Here is a 19,288-nt window from a genome sequence, read left to right as displayed (position 1 = left end):
CATGACACAGATACAACAACAAGTGCAGCTGCTCACCATCGAAGCTGAGCATGAAGGGCAGCGCATCGACAATTTTCTCAAGACTCAGCTAAAGGGCGTCCCCAAGAGCCTGATTTATCGTATCCTTCGAAAAGGGGAAGTGCGCGTCAACAAAAAGCGCATCAAACCGGAATACAAGCTTTGCCCAGGCGACGAGGTGCGGGTGCCTCCCGTGCGGGTTGCCGAGAAAAACGAACTGCCCTCGGCCAACCTCGGCAGCATTCAGCGTCTGGAGAGCCAGATCCTGTTTGAAGACGACGCCATGATAGTGCTCAACAAACCGTCCGGCATGGCCGTGCACGGTGGCAGCGGCTTGAGTTTCGGCGTCATCGAGGGGCTGCGCGCCCTGCGCCCGGATGCCCGCTTCCTGGAGCTGGTACACAGGCTGGATCGCGATACCTCAGGCGTACTGCTGGTTGCCAAGAAGCGTAGCGCCCTGCGCAGCCTGCACGAGCAACTGCGAGTCAAGACCATGCGCAAACAGTATCTGGCGCTGGTACGCGGCCAATGGCAGGCACACGTCAAGGTGGTCAATGCGCCGCTGCGCAAGAACGATCTGCAATCCGGTGAACGTGTGGTGCGGGTCAGCAGTGACGGCAAGCCATCCGAAACCCGTTTCCGCATCGCCCGTCAATTTGCCGAGGCCACCCTGGTCGAGTGCAGCCCGATCACCGGCCGTACCCACCAGATCCGGGTGCATACCCAACATGCCGGTCATCCCATCGCCTGTGATGACAAGTATGGGGAAGCGGCCTTTGACGAGAAAATGCGCAGCCAAGGGCTGAAACGGCTGTTTTTGCATGCCTGGAAGCTGAGCTTTACCCATCCGGTCGACGGCCGCGAGATGCAGGTGGAAGCACCGCTCGCGCCTGAACTCGACAACTTCCTGAACAAGCTGGCTCGCTGATGAAGGCGGTCCGACTCGCCATTTTCGACTGGGACGGTACCCTGATGGACTCGGTGGGCCGGATTGTCGCCTGCGTCGCGGGGGCGGCTCGCGATTGTGGCGAGCCAGTGCCCATGGCGATAGAGACGCATCAGATCATAGGGCTCAGCCTGGAGGTCGGCATTCCACAGCTGTTTGCGCTGGCGCCGGGTGGTGAGCAGGCCAACGCCCTGATCGCCCGCTATCGTCACCATTATGTGCATGACGCCACGCCCAGCCCGCTGTTTGTCGGGGCGAGCGAGCTGCTGCACCACTGGCACGGGCAGGGGATAGCGCTGGCGGTGGCCACCGGCAAGTCGCGCCGTGGCCTGGATCGGGTGCTGGATGATACCGGACTGCGGCCGCTGTTTGCCGCCACCCGTGGTGCGGACGAGGCCAACTCCAAACCCGATCCCTTGATGCTGACGCAAATTCTGGATGAGCTGGGCTTGGCTGCGCACCAGGCGGTGATGATTGGCGACTCCATCCACGACATGGCGATGGCAGAGGCGCTGGCCATGCCGCGGATCGGGGTGAGCTGGGGCGTGCATGACAAGCGCCGGTTGCAGGCACATGATCCGCTTGCCGTTGTCGATACCATGGATGAGCTCAAGCGGTTGTTGGGTTAGCCTGCGATATAGCGGATGAATAGATGAAAAACGGGAGCCTTGGCTCCCGTTTTTCATTGCTGGCATGTCGCTCCCGTCAGGGTAGAGCGAGGCCATGGCGCGCCAGCAGCTCGATCAGGCCGATCAGCGGCAGACCGATCAGGGCGTTGGGATCGCGCCCCTCCAGCCCCTTGAACAGCACTATCCCCATGCCTTCACATTTGAAACTGCCCGCGCAATCGAGGGGCAGCTCAGCCTCGACATAGCGGCGAAGGGCGGCCTCGTCCAGGGTGCGAAAGTGCACGGTGAAAGGCTCCACCAGCTGCTCGGCCCGGCCGCTGGCGGCATCCAGCACGCACAGGCCGGTATGGAAGGTGACGCTGCGACCTTGCGCGGCCATCAGTTGTGCCACCGCTTTTTCCACAGTACCCGGTTTGCCCAGGATCTGGTCGTCGCAGACACACACCTGATCGGACCCTATGATCAGTCCCTGATCAAACCGGTCGGCAATGGCGCTTGCCTTGGCAAGGGCCAACCGCGCCACCAGCGCCTCGGCCGGTTCGCCGGGCAGGGGAGACTCATCCACCTCGGGGGCCGCGCATTCAAAAGGAAGCGCGAGCTTTTCCAGCAGGGCTTTTCGATAACGGGAAGTGGAGGCGAGGATCAGCTGTGTTGGCATTGTGATGTCCTGGTTCGATGCGGTCAGGCGCCGATGGTATCGCCGCGCCGTGAGCCGGGCAAATACCTGATGGGATTTTCGTATTTGGCATGATCTGCTGGTATCCCGGATTCATTCCGTGTGGCCGCAGTGCGAAGGGCGTGCGATTGCCCCCGGTTTCCAGATTGGAAAGTGTCGCTATCGACTCATTCATCGGCCTCTTCCCTATAGTGGCAGGCTTATCCGACTGTCATGCCCTGGGTGGGCGACAGTCCCCTGCTGCTGGAGTTGTCATGCGTCCCTACCTTGTTTGCTGTTTCTTGATGATCACCCTCTACCCGGTGGGCATAGATCTCTATCTGGTCGCGCTCCCCCAGATAGGAGTCGCGCTGGAGGCCAGTGCGGCGCAGTTGCATACCGCGTTTTCAGCCTATCTGTTTGGCATGGCCGCTACCGTGCTGGCGGGCGGGCTGCTGGCCGACCGATATGGCCGCAAGCCGGTGATCCTGGGGGGCGCCCTCATCTTTGTGCTGGCCTCGCTGGCTGCCGGCAGTGCCGACTCGATCACGGCATTTCTGCTGGGTCGCATCGGTCAGGGGATAGGGGCCGGCACCCTCTACATCATGACCTTTACGGTGCTGCGGGATGTGCTGGTGCCGGCCAGGCTGGCGGCTGTCCTGTCGATGATCAACGGTGTCATCTGCGTGATCCCCGTGCTGGCGCCGCTGCTCGGTTATCTGATCCTGGCCCGCTTCGACTGGCCTGCCATCTTCCAGGCCATGGCCCTGCTCGGCGCCGTGGTGGCGCTGGTGACCCTGCTCTGGCTGCGGGAAACCCGCCCAGGGGAGGGGAGACAGACAGTTTCCCATACTGCCGAACGCCTTGGATTTTTGCGCACGAGACAGTATCTGTGGATGTGCGGCCTGACCAGTACCGGCATGACCTGCATCCTGACCTATGTCAGTACCTCACCCATGATATTGATGACGGGGATGGGGCTGGATACCGCAGGTTACGCCGAGATCATGATGGCGATGGCTGCGATCAGCATGATCACCTCTTTTCTCAATCCCGTGCTGATCCGCCGGTGGGGCAAGGAGAGGGTGCTGGCCTGGGCCCACGGCGCCCTGGGGGTGGCACTCTTGTTGCTGCTGGCCTCCCGGCAGGAGGCGTTGTTGATGGCGCTGGCCCATGATGGTTCCTCGCCGTTGTGGGCGCTCTGGCTGATCCGTCTTGGCTTTGCCTTCGTTTGCATCGGTTTTTCCGCCAGCTTCGGCATCGCGATGGGCGAGGCTCTCGCCAGTTGCCGGCACCAGATCGCCCTGGCCAGTGCGACCCTGTGCATCATTCAGATAGCCAGCTCGGCGCTCTATATCTGGCTGATGGGCTGGCTTGGTCTGGCGCCCCTCCTGTTGCTGGCTTATTCGCTCCTCCTCGCCGTGCTACTCTATCTCGCCTTTCGCATCATGGGGCCTGTGGCCGACCAGGTGCCCTGCGATCCCCAGTCCGTGGAGAAAATCTGATCATGCGCCCTCTGGTCGAACTCGATCTCAATCTGTTGGTGGTATTCAGGTTGTTGTTGCAAGAGCGCAGCGCGACCAAGGCGGCCAAGCGGCTCAATGTCACGGCGCCGACGGTCAGCAAGGCGCTGGCTCGCCTGCGCGACTGGTTTGACGATCCGCTCTTTATCCGTACGCAGCGGGGACTGGAGCCCACCAATTTGTCGCTGAGTCTGGAAGAGGAGCTCAAGGAGTGGTTTCAGCTGTCGGGCAACATAGCCTCCCTCTGCGGCAACGCGATTCCGGAAGGGGCAGCCTTCAGACTGGTGCTGGAGTCCCCCTTTTACATCAGCTTTCTCAACAGCCTGCCCATGGTCATCTACGAGAAGTACCGCAAGTCGACCATCAAGGTGATGAATTGGGATCACCACTCCCTCAGCGACATCATCAATGGCGATGCCGATCTCGGTTTCTGTGCTCGCGAGACGCACCCCAGCTCCTTGGCCCGGGTCAACCGCCTTCCTTATTACATCGATCACGAGGTGTTGTTCGAAGACAGACCCGTGGTGTTTCTGCGCAAGGATCACCCCCTGCTGGCCCGCAAGTGGAGCCTGGACAATTTTCTTGCCTACCCCCATGTGAGCGTGGTGTGGGAGGCCAGCGATGCCTGGGCGCTCGACAGCCTGCTCGATGATGAGGGACTCAGCCGACGGGTGCCGATCCGGGTCTCCAGCTTCGAGCAGGCGCTGCACATTGCCGCCCAATCCGCCCACGAGCTGATAGCGGTCGTGCCGTCCTATTGCGCCAGCTATGCCAGCTTGCATCACGACAACCTGATCTCCTTGCCACTGCCGCTGGAAGAAACGCTGTATCGCCAGCTCGACATCGCCTTTATCCTGCTCTGGCACAAGCGCAACAACTACAACACCAAGGTGCTCTGGCTGCGAGACGAGATAAAGCGGCTCTATCACGAACACATGGGGGAGCCCGGCTAGCCACCATCTGCCCGGTACATGTCGGCCCGCCAGCAGACAGACCGCCCTGCCAGCCAAAAAGCGGCTATAAGCATAAGCAGGATCAGGCGAGGGCATCAGATGACGAGACATGGAATATGGCTGCTGTGGCTGCTCTGTTTGCCGGCATGGGGACAAGGGTGGCAACTGCAGACGGGGGAGGCCGGCATCTTGTTATGGACCCGCGCCCACCCACCGGGGACATTTCTGGCCCTGCGCCTGGAAATGAACGTAGCGGCGCCCCCATCCGCCTTGCTGGCCGTGCTGCGCGATACCGCCCGTCATCAGGAGTGGCTGCCCCAGAGCCTGGAGGTGCGCGTGCTGGCAAAGCCGGCGCCCGATGAAGATCTGGTGTATACCCGCTTGTCGGCTCCCTGGCCGGTGCAGGAGCGAGAGCTGATCACTCATTCTCGCCTGCGGCGCAATGCCGATTGCAGCCTGCAACTGACGGTATGGGCGGCGCCCGATGCACTGCCACCCCATCCGGGGCGAGTGCGGATCCGGGCCAGTGAAGGGCGCTGGGAGGCATTGCCACAACTGAACGGCACCACCCTGGTGCGTCTTGAAACCTACACCAACCCGGGCGACAGCCTGCCGAGCTGGCTCGTCAATCCGATTGCCGCCCAAGCGGCGCTGGACAGCTTTCGAGCCATTCGCCGGCTGATGGAAGCAGTGCCACCCCAACCTTGCGCTTGTGCGCGGCAACACTCTGCTGACAAGTGGCATTCATGCCAGGTTCTTCCTTGAGGTTTGCCCTTGATGGGTATTCTCCCGGCTTAAGCCGGGGCGTTTTTAAATATCATCCTTATCAATAATCTTGCATGTGTCTTTCACTGCCAGACCATCAGGGTAAATAGTGTGTCGCTCATATCTAGGTCATGAAAAACGGTATATAGCGCCAACCTCATGATATTTATCATACTTCTTTCATTCCCCATCTTTATCTGCATTGTGTCAGACAAGTCTTTGTCAGTTGTTTTGACCGGGGCGGGAATATCACGCATGAATAAATCATTCTCGTTAATTTCCAGTTCAGGTTTTAACACCTTTTTTACCTTATCGTCATTTCTGGCACCAATATCTCCATCCGTTACAAACGAATGAAGAGCCAATGGCAAGGAGGCTAATATAGCCACCCTCAAGAAACAGGATCTTTCTTGCCGTGCTAGTCACCATCTGACCATATAAGGATATATCATGAAAAAATTACCTATATTTGCGGCCCTGCTGTGCTTGTCACTGGGCACTATGGGCGGCGTGGCGGCTGATGAGGCGCAGCCTGCGGCCGCTCCGGCGGCGATGGATGCGCTCAGTGCCGCGGCTGCGCAGACGCCAAGAGACTTTGTGAGTCTGACGCTGATGAATCAGAGTTCCCGTGCCAGTGCCTATATTGAAATCATAGGAGAGGGCATTTATGACACCAGAGATGTTCCTGCGGGAAGCTCCACCTTTATATCTTATCCTCGGGGGACCTATATCAGTACCCTGCGCGCCACCGATGGGGCAATAGGTTATGCCCATTGTGCCCCGGTTCTGCTGGATGCGAGTAAAACGTCATTCATGAACCTTGAAACCCACTCTTGTTATACACAGTGATGGGTATCGATGACATGTCATGCGCCAGCACTGCTGGCGTATTTAATCTAGGGTGGAGGTTCCCGATAATGTCCTGGCGTCAGCCATGACATGTAATCAGAACAGTTGATATAAAATATTCCCCATCGCAGTCATATGAGGGAGTTACTTCTATTCCATCTTCACCAAATATTGACTCTGCCCTTGCTGACCGTGATAACGCCCTTATTTTCAGAAGGCTCAATATCGTTAATCGGTGGCTGGATATAAGAGCCTGCTGGTAACTACAGGGGACGTGAATGAAAAACGGTCATGACTTGGCATGAAAAGCATCTGTGAACCGACATCCTCTCGCAGTCACATCGGTGCCTCGGTCGATCGCAGGGGGTTGGAGTGAGATAGCTGAGTTGGCTTTCACGCTGAACGCTGCCGCCAGACAAACATGGCCAGTGGTCAGCAGACATTGCCTGCGGATTGCCGCGGCGAATGAAAGGGAGTGGGAGCATGTGGCGGTCATATGACGACAAGACTTCGGATTACGCACTCTTGAGGGGGCAGCAGAGACAAGGTCAGCGAGACCGCGGCACACTCGATATGTGCCGAATGCAGGCAGGATCCTGTGTAGGATCCTCAGGTTTATGGCATAATCAGCCACCGATGAGAACAAGTCCCGGCATCTCAGGGACTTGTATGGTTAAAATCATCGGCGGTAAGGACTTTTTCCTTTGACTATCAGTTGTTGGACCTATAATATTCGCGCCCTATGCAAAAGGTGAAGTTGCCCGTTAAGGTTGATCCAGTCCGTAATGCCTTGAAGCTGCTCGACTATGTCGGGATAGTGGAAAAGTCGCAGATGCCCAGGCTGGAGGCATCAACCGCAGGCTTGCAGAGTGATGTCGATGTATCACTGCACTTTGGCAAAGATGTCCAGAAGTTGACCGTTATGAAAGGCACTGCCCATGCCAAGGTTGACCTGGTTTGCCAGCGTTGTGGAGATACATTCGAACACCTTTGTGAAGCTGATTTTATCTACACTCCGCTGTTTGAAAAAACAAACGAGGAAGAACTGCCGGAAGCTTATGAGCCCATTGAGTTGGACGAAAACGGCGAGATAGATCTTCATCAAATCCTGGAGGATGAACTCATCCTCTCGTTGCCTCAGGTGGCGATGCATCCGATGGATGCTTGCCCGCGTGGTAACATGGAGATGACTTGGGGTGATATCGAACCTGCTGATGAGCGGCCGAATCCCTTTGCAGTTCTTGAAGAGCTTAAACGTAAGTGAATCTAGGAGTTAGCCTACAATGGCCGTACAACAGAACCGTAAAACCCGTGCCAAGCGTGGCATGCGTCGTTCACACGATGCGCTGACCAGTGCAGCTCTGACTGTTGATCAGACCAGTGGTGAAATTCATCGTCGTCACCACGTGACTGCCGATGGTTTCTACCGCGGTAAAAAGGTAATCGCTTAAGGATTGCCTTTGTCTACGCAAACTGTCGCGCTAGACATAATGGGGGGAGATATTGGCCCCTCGGAAACAGTGCCTGCCGCCGTGCAGGCACTGTCTCTTTTGCCCCAGTTAAAACTGATCCTGGTCGGTGATCAGCACCAGACTACCTCCTTGTTGCAGCAACATGGCTTGCTGACTCATCCTCGCGTTCGTTTCGTGCATGCATCCCAGGTGGTTGGCATGGGCGACAAGCCGATCGTGGCGCTGCGTACCCTGAAAGACTCCTCCATGCGGGTTGTGCTCAATCTGGTGAAAGCCGGTGAGGCCGATGCCTGCGTCAGTGCCGGCAATACCGGTGCCCTGATGGCCATGGCCAAGTGCGTGCTCAAATCCCTGCCCGGCGTCGACAGACCCGCGCTCATCAAGGCGCTGCCGACCTTGGGCGGCAAGCGTACCGTGATGCTGGATCTGGGGGCGAACGTGAGCTGCGATGCCGATACCCTGCTGCAATTTGCGGTGATGGGCTCAGTGGTGGCCGAGAAGGTGGAAGGCATCGCCTTTCCCCGGGTCGCCTTGCTCAACGTGGGGGAGGAGGAGATCAAGGGCAACGATCTGGTGCGTCACAGCGCAGAGCTGCTGCGTCAGTGCAGCGCGCTCAATTTCGTCGGCTTCGTCGAGGGGGATCGCATCTTCAGCGGCGAGTGCGACGTGATTGTCTGCGACGGTTTTGTCGGCAACGTTGCCCTCAAGACGGCGGAAGGTGTGGTACGGATGATGGCCCAGCTGGCCGGATATCCCCGCAAGAAACGCAGTTTTCTTGGCCGTATCGCCGGATTTATGTTCAAACGACGTTTTTCTTACCTGAACCCCGACCAGTATAACGGCGCAAGTCTGTTAGGATTGCGCGGCATTGTGGTAAAAAGCCATGGGCGGGCCGAACGGCGCGCTCTGTGTAATGCGATCCTGCTGGCCGCACAAGAGGCCAAGCATCAACTTCCATTGCAAATAGCAGATCGCCTTGAATCTGTCTTTTCCGACAGGGATCTATAAGAACTCTATGCATAGCAAAATTCTGGGTACTGGCAGTTATCTGCCGAGTTCAGTGCGTACCAACGCCGATCTCGAGCAAATGGTTGAAACCAGTGATGAGTGGATCGTGGAACGTACCGGGATCCGTGAACGCCGTATTGCCGGTGCCGACGAAACCGTCGCCACCTTGTCTCACCAGGCCGCCCTGCGCGCCCTGGATGCTGCGGGTCTGACCGCGGCCGATCTCGACATGATAGTGCTGGCCACCACCAGCGCCGAGAACGCCTTCCCGGCCGCCGCTTGCGAGTTGCAGGGGCTGCTCGGCGTGCCCGGCATCCCCGCCTTTGATGTGGCGGCCGCCTGCGCCGGTTTCACCTACGCACTCTCCATCGCCGATCAGTTCGTCAAGTCCGGCGCCGCCCGCCATGTGCTGGTCGTTGGTGCCGATGTGCTCTCCCGCATGTGCGATCCGCAAGATCGCGGCACCATCATCATTTTCGGGGATGGTGCCGGCGCCGTGGTGATTGGTGCCAGCGAGACGCCAGGGATACTGTCGACCCACCTCCATGCCGATGGCCGTTATGGCGATCTGCTCAAGCTGCCGCAACCCCGTCGTGGCATGCCGGGAGCCGAGCTCGAAGCCTACATGTATATGAAGGGCAACGATGTGTTCAAGGTGGCGGTAACCCGTCTGAGCGAGCTGGTGACCGAAACCCTGGCCGCTGCCGGTGTCGAGCCGAGCGAGCTCGACTGGCTGGTGCCGCACCAGGCCAACTTCCGCATCATCAGCGCGACCGCCAAGAAGCTCGGCATGAGCCTCGACAAGGTGGTGCTGACCCTCGACAAGCACGGCAACACCTCTGCCGCCTCCGTGCCCATCGCCTTCGATGAAGGGGTGCGCGACGGCCGGATCAAACCGGGTCAGCTGGTGCTGCTGGAGGCCTTCGGCGGTGGTTTTGCCTGGGGCTCGGCGCTGGTTCGCCTCTGATCTTCAGCGGGATGGGGTCCTGCACCATCCCGCGACCGATTTCGTTTTCGTCTTACCTTAAAGGAATCAATGATGACCCAATTTGCCATTGCCTTCCCGGGACAAGGCTCCCAAACCGTCGGCATGCTGGCCGAGCTGGCCGAGCAGCACGCCGTGATCAAGGAAACCTTCGCCGAGGCGAGCCAGGTGCTGGGTTATGACCTGTTTGCCCTGGTCATGGATGGTCCGGTTGAAGATCTGAACAAGACCTGGCGTACCCAGCCGGCGCTGCTGACAGCCTCCGTCGCTCTGTGGCGTTTGTGGCAACAGCAGGGTGGGGCAACCCCCGCCGTCATGGCCGGTCACAGCCTGGGGGAATATTCCGCCCTGGTGTGCAGCGGTGCCCTGGCCTTTGGCGACGCGGTCAAACTGGTTGAACTGCGTGGTCTGGCCATGCAGGAGGCGGTACCGGAAGGCACAGGCGCCATGGCCGCCATCATAGGTCTGGACAACGAGGCCATCGCCGCCAATTGCGAAAAAGCGGCGCAAGGTCAGGTCGTGTCCCCGGTCAACTTCAACTCCCCGGGCCAGGTGGTGATCGCCGGTCACAAGGAAGCGGTGGAGCGCGCCAACGTCTTGATGAAAGAGTCTGGTGCCAAGCGTGCGCTGCCGTTGCCGGTCTCCGTACCCTCCCACTGCGCCCTGATGAAACCGGCGGCAGAAAAACTGGCGGCTGCGCTGGACGGGATCGAGATCAAGGTTCCAACCATCGCAGTCATCAATAATGTCGACGTGTCCTGTGAACAGGATCCGGCCGCCATCAAGCAGGCCCTGGTGCGTCAGCTGTTCAGTCCGGTCCGTTGGTCCGAGACGGTGGAGCGGATGGCCAATGAGGGTGTCACCCTCGAGATCGAGATGGGGCCGGGCAAGGTATTGACCGGGCTGGCCAAGCGCATCGACAAGCGCGTGGAAGGCATTCACGCCAACGATGCCGCCTCATTCGAGCTGGCGCTGGCCCAGTCCAAGTAAACAGGAGCAGATCATGAGTTTTACCGATAAGGTTGTATTGGTGACAGGTGCCAGTCGTGGCATCGGCCGGGCAATTGCCGAAACATTTGCGGCCCGTGGCGCAAAAGTCGTCGGCACTGCGACCAGCGAGAGCGGCGCAGAGGCGATCAGCGCCTATCTGGGCGAGCAGGGTTGCGGCATGGCACTGAACGTGACCAGTCCGGAATCCATCGAAACTATCTTTGCGGCCATCAAGGCACGCTTTGGCGAGATCGACATCCTGATCAACAATGCCGGCATTACCCGCGACAACCTGTTGATGCGCATGAAAGATGATGAGTGGAATGAAATCATCGACACCAATCTCACCTCACTGTACCGTCTGAGCAAGCCGGTATTGCGTGCCATGATGAAGAAGCGTCATGGCCGGATCATCAGCATAGGCTCAGTGGTCGGTACCATGGGCAATGCGGGCCAGGTCAACTATGCCGCCGCCAAGGCGGGTCTGGTTGGCTTTACCAAATCGTTGGCACGGGAAGTGGCATCCCGTGGTATCACAGTGAATGCGGTTGCGCCCGGTTTCATCGAGACCGACATGACCCGTGCCCTGAATGACGATCAACGTGCCGGCATCATGAATCAGGTGCCTGCTGCCCGTTTGGGCGATCCAAAAGAAATTGCCGCAGCTGTGGTATTCTTGGCGTCTGATGACGCCGCCTATATCACTGGCGAAACCCTGCATGTTAATGGCGGGATGTACATGGTGTAATCAATTTGTCGTGAGATCTGTTCAAATTTGCGATAGTACGCCGAAGTTTGGCGAATTTCGTGGTTTGACCAGCGGCAAGCTACTTGCAAACTCACGTCAATTGAATAAACTACCCCAACCAGACGCAATAGCGTATTTTTAAAGGAAAATTCAGGTCATGAGCAACATCGAAGAACGCGTAAAGAAAATCATCATCGAACAACTGGGTGTTAAAGAGGAAGACGTTAAAAACGCTGCCTCCTTCGTCGACGACCTGGGCGCTGACTCTTTGGATACCGTTGAACTGGTAATGGCGCTGGAAGAAGAATTCGATACCGAAATTCCTGATGAAGAAGCCGAGAAGATCACCACTGTTCAAGCGGCTATCGATTACATCACCGCTAATCAGGAATAAGTTCCTGTTCTGAAAGAAGCGGCCCAAGGGCCGCTTCTTTTATGTTTACCCCTTTCAAAATAGCTCTCGGAGACTAGCTCAGTGTCAAAACGCAGAGTCGTGGTGACCGGCCTGGGGATGCTTTCCCCGGTGGGCAACACTGCCGAATCCAGCTGGCAAGCCCTGCTCAACGGGCAGAGCGGCATTTCTCCCATCGAACACTTTGATGCCAGCGAGTTTGCGACCCGTTTCGCAGGCCAGGTCAAAGAGTTTGATCCCGAACAGTACGGCATCAACCGCAAAGAAGCCCGCAAGATGGATCTCTTCATCCAGTACGGCGTGGCGGCGGGGATCCAGGCACTGGATGACTCGGGTCTGGTGATCAACGAAGAGAACGCAGAACGGGTTGGCGTGGCCATAGGTTCCGGCATCGGCGGTCTGGGTCTGATCGAACAGAACCACAGCAGCCTGATCAACGGTGGCCCGCGCAAGCTGAGCCCCTTCTTCGTACCGTCCACCATCATCAATATGGTGTCCGGTCATCTCTCCATCATGAAGGGTCTGCAAGGCCCCAACATAGCCGTGACCACAGCCTGTACTACGGGTACCCATGCCATCGGCATGGCCGGCCGCATGATCGCCTACGGTGATGCGGACGTGATGGTGGCCGGTGGTACCGAGAAAGCCTCCACCCCGATGGGGATGGGCGGTTTTGCGGCGGCCAAGGCGCTCTCTACCCGCAACGACGAGCCGCAAAAGGCAAGCCGTCCGTGGGACAAGGATCGCGATGGTTTCGTGCTGGGTGATGGCGCCGGTGTGCTGGTACTGGAAGAGTACGAACACGCCAGGGCCCGCGGCGCCAAGATCTATGCCGAGCTGGTTGGCTTTGGCATGAGTGGCGATGCCTATCACATGACGGCACCGCCCGCTGACGGCAACGGTGGCGCCCGCGCCATGAAGAACGCCATCAAGGATGCCGGCATTGCCCCCGAGCAGATTGGTTACATCAATGCTCACGGCACCTCCACCCCGCTGGGGGATGTGGCCGAGCTGCGCGGCATGAAGCAGGTGTTTGGCGAACATGCCAGCGCCCTGATGATCAGCTCCACCAAGTCCATGACCGGCCATCTGCTGGGTGCGGCTGGTGCGATAGAAGCCATCATCACAGTGCTGGCACTGCGTGATCAGATGGCACCGCCCACCATCAATCTGGACAACCCGGACGAAGAGTGTGATCTGGATCTGGTGCCTCATGTGGCCAAGGCCGGTCACTTTGAGTATGCCCTCTCCAATTCCTTCGGTTTTGGTGGCACCAATGGCTCACTGATCTTCAAACGCGTATAATTCGCCCCAGGGCGGACAGTATGGGCCCGATACGTCAGTATCGGGCCTTTTTTATCGGAGGGATCCTTTTGCTTATCAATGGAATGCAGACAGATGCTGTGTCCGCCAGGGATCGTGGGCTGGCCTATGGGGATGGTCATTTCACCACCATGCTGATCAAGCATGGTCAGGTTGTCTGGTGGCCGGCCCATCTGACGCGCCTGCAGCAGGCCAGTGCCAGACTCGGGTTTGCCGAGATGGACTGGTCAACCCTGACCCGCGAGGTGGCGCAGCTTGCCGCCGGCCAGACGCAGGCTGTCGCCAAGGTGATGCTGACCCGTGGCACAGGTGGCCGAGGCTATGACGGCAGCGGCTGCCAGACGCCGACCCGGATCGTCTCCCTTGCCGATTATCCGAGCCACTATCTGGGCTGGCAGCAAAACGGCATTCCACTGCTGGTTTGTCAACAACGGCTCGGTGATGCCCCCATGCTGGCCGGACTCAAGACCCTGAACCGGCTGGAGCAGGTGTTGCTGAAAAGCGAACTTGCGGCGCGTTCGGGAGTCGAAGGTATAGTCTTGAACAGTCGCGGATTTCTGGTAGAAGGTGTCAGTGCCAATCTGTTTTGGCGCCGTGGCAAGACGGTGTTTACACCGGATCTTTCTCACTGCGGTATTGATGGCATCATGCGGCGACACGTGATGGGGATGCTAAAACAGATGAGTATTGAACTGCGTGTCGTGGAGGCTCCGTTGGAGTCACTGTGGCAGGCCGAAGAGGTATGGCTGACCAATACCCTGATGGGCATAGTGCCGGTGAGCGGCATCGGGGATACCCAGTATCCCAGCCCGGTATTGATCCGCCGTTTACAGGAGCGTTTGGTCATTGAAGTTTAATCGGCTTTACACCCTGCTCGCGGGCGCGGCACTGACAGTTGCCGTGGCCGGGGGCTATGTACATTACAAATGGCAGCAGGTGGAGACGCTCACCAACAAGGGGCCGACGCGCCTCTTTACCGTCGAGAAGGGAGCCCACGCGGCGCGTTTGATCGCCGAGCTGGGGGAGGGGGAATCCAGCCCCTGGGCGGTGCGACTCTGGCTGCGAGGCCATCCCGAGCTGGTTGCCATCAAGTCTGGCACCTATGAAATCAAGGAAGGGGCGCCACTCAAGGAGACCCTCTCCCTGTTTGCCTCCGGCAAGGAGTTTCACTTCAGCCTCACCTTCGTCGAGGGTTCCCGTTTCGAGGATTGGCTGAAGCAGCTCTCCGGCGCGCCCTATCTGGAGCGGCTGACTGTGGAGCAATCTGAAGCCGACCTGGCCCAGGAGCTCGGCATCGACAATGGCAAGCTGGAGGGCTGGTTCCTGCCGGAAACTTACGCCTATACCACCCATGCCAGTGACATCTCGATCCTGCGTCGGGCCTATCAGGACATGAGGGCTTTCCTGCAGCAGAGCTGGGACAATCGCCAGGCCAATCTGCCCTACAAGACCCCTTATGAGGCGCTGATCATGGCCTCCATCATCGAGAAAGAGACGGGTCAGCCAGACGAGCGGGCGCAGATCGCCTCCGTGTTCGTTAACCGCCTGCGCCTTGGCATGAAGTTGCAGACAGATCCCACCGTCATCTACGGGGTCAAGGATCGTTACGATGGCAATATCCGCCGCAGCGATCTGACAGACGTGAATCCGTACAACACCTATGTGATCGACGGCCTGCCGCCCACGCCCATCGCCATGCCGGGCAAGGCCTCCATCGAAGCGGCGCTCAACCCCAAGTCGACCGACTATCTCTATTTTGTCGCCAAGGGGGGCGGTGCCCACTATTTCTCCAAGACCCTCGATGAACACAATCGGGCGGTTCGCGAATACATATTGAAGAAGCCCTAATGTCTAAATTTATTGTGATTGAAGGACTGGAAGGGGCAGGGAAGAGCTCCGCGGTGCGTTATGTCACCGATTATCTGCAACACCACGGCATAGACCAGATCGAATGCACCCGTGAGCCGGGGGGAACCCCGCTGGCCGAGCGGATGCGTGCCATCGTCAAAGAGGTGCACGACGAGCGCCTCACCATAGAAGCCGAGTTGCTGCTGATGTATGCCTCCCGAGTGCAGCTGGTCGAAACCCGGATCAAACCGGCACTGGCTGAGGGTCGCTGGGTGGTGGGGGATCGTCACGATCTCTCCTCCCAGGCCTATCAGGGCGGCGGGCGTGGCATAGATGCGGGGCTCATCGGTGCCATCAAGCAGGCGGTGCTCGGTGACTTCAAGCCGGATCTCACCCTCTATCTCGATATCGATCCTGCCCTTGGTTTGCAGCGTGCCCGTCATCGCGGCGAGCTGGACAGGATCGAGCTCGAGCAGCTCAGCTTCTTCGAGCGCACTCGCAGCCGTTATCTCGAACTGGCCGCCAGGGATGATTCCATCCGGGTGATCGATGCCGGACAAACCCCGGATCAAGTCAAGGCCGCCATCGAGACTGCATTGGCCCACTACCTGAAAGATGAGCCCTCATGTATCCCTGGTTGATCCCGGATTGGCATGCCCTGAGCCAGACGGCCCAGGCCGGTCGGCTTGGCCATGCCTGGCTGCTGCTCGGGGACCCCGGTCTTGGCAAGGAGCAGCTTGCAGAACGATTGGCGCGCTTGCACCTCTGCCAGCAACCGGATCGCGGAGAGCCCTGTGGCCTTTGCCACTCCTGCCAACTGTTTGACAAGGGTCATCACCCGGATCTCGGTACCCTGCCTGCTGACAGCAAGACCATAGGGGTCGAGGCCATTCGCGAGATCTGTGCTCGCTTGCAGAACTCGGCCCAGCTCGGCCGTGGCAAGGTGGTGATCATCCCGGATGCGGAGCGCATGACGGAGTCCGCTGCCAACGCCTTGCTGAAAACCCTGGAGGAGCCGGCCGGCGACAGCCTCTTGCTGCTGATCGCCTCCCAGGTTTCCCGTCTGTTGCCCACCATTTTGAGTCGCTGCCACAAGCATGTCTGCCAGTTGCCGACGGAAGGTGAGACGGTGCGCTGGCTGGCCGAGCAGGGTCATCAGGCCACATTGGCCCAGGTGCGGATCTGTCAGGGGGCCCCGCTGCGGGTGCTGCGCTACATCGACGAGCAGCAGGATGGCAAACGCCGGGAGTTGCTGGAGAGTTTCGTCTCCCTGTCACAGACCCCGACCCGGGCCACCCATGTCTGCAGCCAGCTGGCGGATGAAACCCAGGTCAGACTGCACTGGTTGCAGCTGTTCTTGTGCGATGCACTCAAGACTCAGGCCGGCTGTGGTCATCATCAGCTGGCGATGCCGGATCTGGCGGCCCTCAGCCAGCAGTTGGCCGAAGGCAACTCCAGCGAAAAATTGCTGGAGGCGGAGCAGCAGCTCGTGGCGCTCAAGGCTGCCTGCCAACCTGGCCAGCTCTCCAATCCCACCATTCATCTGATGAACTGGCTCAGCCGCTGGTTATAACACTGACAAGACGCAAAGGTTCTTTATGTTACTCGTTGATTCCCATTGCCACCTCGATCGCCTCAGCTATGGCAGCAAGCAGACCGACATGGCCGACGTGCTGGCCAAGGCCGCGCAGCAGGACGTGGGATACTTTCTGTGTGTGAGCGTCACCCAGGCACAATTCCCGACCATGTTGGCGGCGATCGCCCCTTATCCCCAGGTGTTTGCTTCCTGTGGCGTGCATCCGCTCAATCAGGAACCCGGTGTCGATGCGGAGCTGTTGCTGACGCAGGCCAGCGATGAAAGAGTGGTGGCCATAGGAGAAACCGGGCTCGACTACTTCTACTCGCCGGAAAACAAGGAGGTGCAACAAGCCTCCTTCCGCGAACACATCCGGGTCGCTCGTGCCTTGAACAAGCCGCTGATCATTCACACTCGTGATGCCCAGCAAGATACCCTGCAGATCATGCGTGAAGAGGGCGCCGACCAGGTGGGTGGTGTGTTGCACTGTTTCACCGAATCCCTGGAGATGGCCCAGGCCGCGATGGAGATGGGCTTTTATATTTCCATTTCCGGCATAGCGACCTTCAAGAATGCATCCGCGCTGCAAGCCGTGGTCAAGGCGTTGCCGCTGGCGCGCCTGCTGGTTGAAACAGACTCTCCCTATCTTGCCCCCGTTCCTCATCGGGGGAGGGAGAACGAACCCGCCTTCGTACGCGATGTTGCCCAATTCGTTGCCGACCTTCGCCAGATCCCGCTGGCCGAGTTGGCGGAAGCGACCAGCCGCAACTTCTTCGAACTGTTCAAGTTGGCAAAAAAATAGAAGAAGAGGCCCCGGGTAACGGGGCCTCTTTATTTCAAATCATCCGCATACTTCCCCTCGTCAGCATTGCCTACACCACCTGTTATCTCTCACTGGTATTGAATGTCAGCATAATGACATCGCTGATAAACCGGCCTACTAAAGATGCTGTTGCTGCAGGTGAGCATCGAGGTTCAAAAGGTTTAATTAAGGTCTCTATAAGTATCGATAATATTCATTATCGATACTTGATGTATATGAAGGATCCTGTAAGATCCTCTCAAACTTTATATTGAATCATAGACTTACGTGGCTTATCCGACCCTTTCCCCCTCAGCTCATCAGTCATTGCAGACTGTGTTCGATCCTCAGCTCAATAGTCGGGCGAGACGCTTCTTGCGCAGTGCCAAGGCGGATTCCACCCTCAATGCCTATCAGGCTGATACCCGTATCTTCGTATTCTGGTGCCAGCTCCACGGGCTTGACCCGCTGCAAACTACTCATCACGACATCATGAATTTTCTGGCGGATCAGGCCGATGGCATATTGGCGGACTGGGTTTGGCTGGATAAAGAGGAAGGGAAAGGGGAACTACGCAATGGTGAACCACGCAAACCTGCGACCCTGGTCAGGCGACTGGCCGGGATCCGCTACGCCTTCAAGCAGAAGGGCGTTCATCCCATGCCGACCGAGCATGCCGAAATCAAGGAGATGATGCGTGGCATAGTGCGCCTTGGCGATAACCGCAAGCGCAAGACCGGGGCGCTGACCCTGCAACCCTTGGCCAGGGTACTCGATGAAATCGATACTTCCAGTCTGGCCGGTTTGCGGGATCATACTCTGCTGCTGTTGATGTTCAGCGGGGCTCTGCGCCGCTCGGAGGCGGCCAGAATCGAGGTCAGCGACCTCGATTTTGTGGGGCAGGGGATCCGGCTTCGACTCAAGCCGAGCAAGCATCAGCTCCATGAAACCGAGATAGCCCTCATACCCGGCAAGCAATATTGTCCCGTCTCGGCGCTGCACACCTGGCTTAAAAAAAGCCGGATCGGCGAGGGGGCGCTGTTTCGTCGCATGAACCGCTGGGGTCAGCTTATGTCGGAACCCCTCGGTCCCCAGGGGATAAACCTGATGATCAAACGGCGTACCGGCCAGGCCATCGACGATCTCTATGTCAGTGGCCACAGCCTGCGACGGGGATTCATCACCTCGGCCGTCACCGCCGGCAAACCCATGAACAAGATCATCGAGGTGACTCGCCACAAGGACATGCGTACCCTACAGGAGTATTTCGACGACGCCCACAAGTTCTCCGATCACGCCCTGGATGGCTTGTTGTGACATTCCGCGTCACTGCATTTTTTATGTTAAATTGCATCTTGTTGATCTGATGATATATTTATCGCGCTTTGCCAAGGTGCCCGATGGAAGGGGAAAGTCCTCTTGTTCAGGCAACAATGCGCCACAGGTAAGAGATAACAAACGTTAAAGCAAAACATTGCAAGGTTATATGAGCCAGGAAATAAACGTGAATGAGCCCCAAGCGGCTGCTCCACACAACAATGCCGAACGACAACGCCAGCATGTGAAACGCAAACAGGAAACCCATAGCAGGTTGCAGTGCTGGATAAGCAATCGCCACGCCGAGCGGTTACAGGAATTGGGGATGCACCTTGAAGACAGTCAGGCCTCACTCATCGAGCAGGCGATCGATCTGCTCTATCAACATGAGCTGTCATCCCAACCCCAGGTTGAGCAAGAGATGGCTGAGGCACTCGAGTGAGAGACGGGAAACTGAACGTGCTGACAT

General features: G+C 58.2%; 23 protein-coding genes. 21 read left to right on the top strand and 2 right to left on the bottom strand.

All coding sequences use genetic code 11. The annotated features are described in order from the left end of the window. Position 1 precedes the first annotated feature (1 nt). Together rluC and ACM3N8_RS00715 are read left to right on the top strand one after the other, a co-directional pair. Positions 2–946, top strand: a complete 945-nt coding sequence (gene rluC, locus ACM3N8_RS00720) for a 23S rRNA pseudouridine(955/2504/2580) synthase RluC (protein WP_241324943.1) — start codon at positions 2–4, stop codon at positions 944–946. Next, positions 946–1,593, top strand: coding sequence for an HAD family hydrolase (locus ACM3N8_RS00715; protein WP_416015292.1), 648 nt, complete (start codon positions 946–948; stop codon positions 1,591–1,593). Before rluC ends, ACM3N8_RS00715 begins: the two co-directional genes overlap by 1 nt. 76 nt (positions 1,594–1,669) lie before the next feature. Here ACM3N8_RS00715 and ACM3N8_RS00710 read toward each other — a convergent pair whose 3' ends face one another. Continuing rightward, on the bottom strand, positions 1,670–2,251 hold the full coding sequence (locus tag ACM3N8_RS00710; RefSeq protein ID WP_241278758.1) for a Maf family protein: 582 nt from the start codon (positions 2,249–2,251) through the stop codon (positions 1,670–1,672). 272 nt (positions 2,252–2,523) lie between these two features. Between ACM3N8_RS00710 and ACM3N8_RS00705 the strand changes: the two genes are divergently transcribed. The 3 genes from ACM3N8_RS00705 to ACM3N8_RS00695 all read left to right on the top strand — a co-directional run bounded on the left by ACM3N8_RS00705 (position 2,524) and on the right by ACM3N8_RS00695 (position 5,489). Next, a complete protein-coding gene (locus ACM3N8_RS00705) occupies positions 2,524–3,753 on the top strand; it encodes an MdtL family multidrug efflux MFS transporter (RefSeq protein WP_290018242.1) in 1,230 nt (409 codons plus the stop codon). A gap of 2 nt (positions 3,754–3,755) precedes the next feature. Next, entirely contained in the window at positions 3,756–4,724 is a 969-nt protein-coding gene (gene yidZ, locus ACM3N8_RS00700) for an HTH-type transcriptional regulator YidZ (RefSeq protein WP_043134819.1), read from the top strand. Positions 4,725–4,823: 99 nt separating this feature from the next. Further along, positions 4,824–5,489, top strand: a complete 666-nt coding sequence (locus ACM3N8_RS00695; protein ID WP_098984063.1) for an START domain-containing protein — start codon at positions 4,824–4,826, stop codon at positions 5,487–5,489. An 83-nt stretch (positions 5,490–5,572) separates the two neighbouring features. Here ACM3N8_RS00695 and ACM3N8_RS00690 read toward each other — a convergent pair whose 3' ends face one another. Then, the gene (locus tag ACM3N8_RS00690; RefSeq protein WP_290018236.1) at positions 5,573–5,878 is read right to left on the bottom strand and encodes a hypothetical protein; all 306 of its coding nucleotides are present in this window, start codon (positions 5,876–5,878) and stop codon (positions 5,573–5,575) included. Between the two features lie 61 nt (positions 5,879–5,939). On the opposite strand from ACM3N8_RS00690, the gene ACM3N8_RS00685 reads away from it, so the two are divergent. From ACM3N8_RS00685 to ACM3N8_RS00610, 16 genes are all read left to right on the top strand, one after another. Then, positions 5,940–6,338: a hypothetical protein gene (locus ACM3N8_RS00685; RefSeq protein ID WP_098984061.1), complete on the top strand. Its 399-nt coding sequence runs from the start codon at positions 5,940–5,942 to the stop codon at positions 6,336–6,338. A 742-nt stretch (positions 6,339–7,080) separates the two neighbouring features. After that, positions 7,081–7,602: a 23S rRNA accumulation protein YceD gene (gene yceD / locus ACM3N8_RS00680; protein WP_042866373.1), complete on the top strand. Its 522-nt coding sequence runs from the start codon at positions 7,081–7,083 to the stop codon at positions 7,600–7,602. A 19-nt stretch (positions 7,603–7,621) separates the two neighbouring features. After that, positions 7,622–7,789: a 50S ribosomal protein L32 gene (gene rpmF / locus ACM3N8_RS00675; RefSeq protein ID WP_005311492.1), complete on the top strand. Its 168-nt coding sequence runs from the start codon at positions 7,622–7,624 to the stop codon at positions 7,787–7,789. A 9-nt stretch (positions 7,790–7,798) separates the two neighbouring features. Further along, positions 7,799–8,818 (top strand): phosphate acyltransferase PlsX, encoded by a 1,020-nt coding sequence (plsX, locus tag ACM3N8_RS00670; RefSeq protein ID WP_098984060.1) that lies wholly within the window; start codon positions 7,799–7,801, stop codon positions 8,816–8,818. Positions 8,819–8,825: 7 nt separating this feature from the next. Beyond that, on the top strand, positions 8,826–9,785 hold the full coding sequence (locus ACM3N8_RS00665; protein ID WP_042866376.1) for a beta-ketoacyl-ACP synthase III: 960 nt from the start codon (positions 8,826–8,828) through the stop codon (positions 9,783–9,785). Between the two features lie 72 nt (positions 9,786–9,857). Then, complete coding sequence (gene fabD / locus ACM3N8_RS00660; protein ID WP_042866378.1) at positions 9,858–10,793, top strand: ACP S-malonyltransferase; 936 nt, start codon at positions 9,858–9,860, stop codon at positions 10,791–10,793. A gap of 13 nt (positions 10,794–10,806) precedes the next feature. Continuing rightward, positions 10,807–11,541: a 3-oxoacyl-ACP reductase FabG gene (gene fabG, locus ACM3N8_RS00655; protein ID WP_043134809.1), complete on the top strand. Its 735-nt coding sequence runs from the start codon at positions 10,807–10,809 to the stop codon at positions 11,539–11,541. 157 nt (positions 11,542–11,698) lie between these two features. Next, on the top strand, positions 11,699–11,935 hold the full coding sequence (acpP, locus tag ACM3N8_RS00650; protein WP_005300909.1) for an acyl carrier protein: 237 nt from the start codon (positions 11,699–11,701) through the stop codon (positions 11,933–11,935). An 81-nt stretch (positions 11,936–12,016) separates the two neighbouring features. After that, on the top strand, positions 12,017–13,258 hold the full coding sequence (gene fabF / locus ACM3N8_RS00645) for a beta-ketoacyl-ACP synthase II (protein WP_290018227.1): 1,242 nt from the start codon (positions 12,017–12,019) through the stop codon (positions 13,256–13,258). 20 nt (positions 13,259–13,278) lie between these two features. Then, on the top strand, positions 13,279–14,133 hold the full coding sequence (pabC, locus tag ACM3N8_RS00640; protein ID WP_290018226.1) for an aminodeoxychorismate lyase: 855 nt from the start codon (positions 13,279–13,281) through the stop codon (positions 14,131–14,133). Then, positions 14,123–15,124, top strand: coding sequence for an endolytic transglycosylase MltG (gene mltG / locus ACM3N8_RS00635; RefSeq protein ID WP_043555702.1), 1,002 nt, complete (start codon positions 14,123–14,125; stop codon positions 15,122–15,124). The genes pabC and mltG overlap by 11 nt, the downstream gene beginning before the upstream one ends. After that, complete coding sequence (gene tmk, locus ACM3N8_RS00630; RefSeq protein WP_290018224.1) at positions 15,124–15,765, top strand: dTMP kinase; 642 nt, start codon at positions 15,124–15,126, stop codon at positions 15,763–15,765. The genes mltG and tmk overlap by 1 nt, the downstream gene beginning before the upstream one ends. Continuing rightward, a complete protein-coding gene (holB, locus tag ACM3N8_RS00625) occupies positions 15,750–16,697 on the top strand; it encodes a DNA polymerase III subunit delta' (RefSeq protein ID WP_290018223.1) in 948 nt (315 codons plus the stop codon). The genes tmk and holB overlap by 16 nt, the downstream gene beginning before the upstream one ends. 25 nt (positions 16,698–16,722) lie before the next feature. Beyond that, entirely contained in the window at positions 16,723–17,502 is a 780-nt protein-coding gene (locus ACM3N8_RS00620; protein ID WP_290018222.1) for a TatD family hydrolase, read from the top strand. A gap of 375 nt (positions 17,503–17,877) precedes the next feature. Continuing rightward, complete coding sequence (locus ACM3N8_RS00615) at positions 17,878–18,819, top strand: site-specific integrase (protein WP_290018221.1); 942 nt, start codon at positions 17,878–17,880, stop codon at positions 18,817–18,819. A gap of 169 nt (positions 18,820–18,988) precedes the next feature. Next, positions 18,989–19,261 (top strand): RepB family protein, encoded by a 273-nt coding sequence (locus tag ACM3N8_RS00610; protein ID WP_241278745.1) that lies wholly within the window; start codon positions 18,989–18,991, stop codon positions 19,259–19,261. Positions 19,262–19,288 lie beyond the last annotated feature (27 nt).

This window comes from Aeromonas sp. A04 (assembly GCF_047780465.1).
In the GTDB taxonomy this organism is placed as follows: domain Bacteria; phylum Pseudomonadota; class Gammaproteobacteria; order Enterobacterales; family Aeromonadaceae; genus Aeromonas; species Aeromonas bestiarum.
The sequence above is the reverse complement of the archived record's forward strand: the minus strand, read 5'-3'. Positions and strand labels throughout refer to the sequence as shown.